This is a genomic window from Arhodomonas sp. KWT (assembly GCF_010993615.1).
This window is the reverse complement of record NZ_WNXE01000810.1, coordinates 1-760: the sequence shown is the minus strand read 5'-3', so window position 1 is coordinate 760 and position 760 is coordinate 1. Positions and strand designations below refer to the sequence as shown.

The window sequence follows — 760 nt, the reverse complement described above, 5'->3', positions numbered from 1 at the left end:
CACAGCAATGACACCACGCTCACCATGACCGGCACCGACCTCATGCTCGAGGACGCCGCCTACGTGGACGTCCTGCGGGCCACCACCGGGGAGGCGGCAATCGTCGTCGACAATCTCGATGCCAGCTACGCCGGCGCCGACGTCCAGCTCCGCGAGCTCGACCGGGCGTTCTGGCTGACGCAGACAGGCCGGCAGACGCGCACGGACGCGTACGTCGTGCACGCCCGGCCGGGCTACAGGGTGATCGTCCCCAACTACTACGAGGACCACGAGGAGGAGGGCAACGTGGACTACACGGGCACGTCCGCGGAGCGGCACGTGGAGCGCCAGCTTCACGAGACGGAGGCGACGGAGGGGGCAGCGGCCGGACCGACGCGGGTCGTCGTGCCGCTGCCGGCGCTGCCGGAGTTCGCCGGTGGCGCGGCCGGGCAGGACGCGGGGTTCGTGCCCCCGGTCAACCTCCAGGGTCGTCCCGCCGATGGCGGGGGGCAGGAGCGCGATGGCGACGAGCGCACACTATGAGGTGGAGTGCCGGAGCCCTGACGGCGCTGCTCGCCGCCGCCGTCCTCGCCGGCGTGGCACGTGCCGGCACCGCGCCGCCGCCCTCGGTCTACGATCCCTCGCTGGAGCGCCAGCGCCAGGCGGAGCAGGAGCGCGACTCGGAGCAGCGCGAGCGCGCGGGACGCACCGAGGTGCCCGCCCTGCGCGGCGGCGCGCCGGAGGACCAGAAGCTGCCCGAGGACGGCCGGCGCTTCCGGCT

General features: G+C 74.1%; 2 protein-coding genes. Both read left to right on the top strand.

The annotated features are described in order from the left end of the window. Positions 1-522 (top strand): hypothetical protein (locus G7A99_RS22585; RefSeq protein WP_163144261.1); only part of this gene is annotated, 522 nt, incomplete at its 5' end. After that, on the top strand, positions 519-760 hold a 242-nt coding region (locus G7A99_RS22580), incomplete at its 3' end, for a hypothetical protein (protein WP_205600015.1). The genes G7A99_RS22585 and G7A99_RS22580, both read left to right, overlap by 4 nt.